Origin of the sequence: Streptomyces sp. P9(2023) (assembly GCF_032436795.1) — a bacterium.
Taxonomy (GTDB): domain Bacteria; phylum Actinomycetota; class Actinomycetes; order Streptomycetales; family Streptomycetaceae; genus Streptomyces.
Genome location: NZ_JAUPWM010000341.1, coordinates 1 through 290 on the forward strand (window position 1 = coordinate 1; position 290 = coordinate 290).

The window sequence follows — 290 nt, forward strand, 5'->3', positions numbered from 1 at the left end:
GGCGTACCAAATACGATATCTTCTCGACCTGTCATGCTCCCCAAAATACATGACCAAATCCCTTGTACCAATGAATTGATCGTCAAACCATAACGACTTAAGCATTGGGTTAATTGCTGGGTTTGCTCTGCGCAAATGATCAACTCACCCTCTTTTACACTATCCTCAACGGGGATATCTTCGAAGGCAATCGTTGGTGTCACGTCCTTCAGTATCTGTTGCCAAAGTGCTTGAGCGGGGGCTTTATCCCGCAGTTTAAGTTGATTGACGACGTCTGCATATTGAGAGGC

At 45.9% G+C, this 290-nt stretch carries 1 protein-coding gene; it reads right to left on the minus strand.

Annotated elements, in window-relative coordinates; all coding sequences use genetic code 11:
• On the minus strand, window positions 1-254 hold a 254-nt coding region (locus Q5762_RS37870), incomplete at its 3' end, for a condensation domain-containing protein (RefSeq protein WP_315896851.1).
• Window positions 255-290 lie beyond the last annotated feature (36 nt).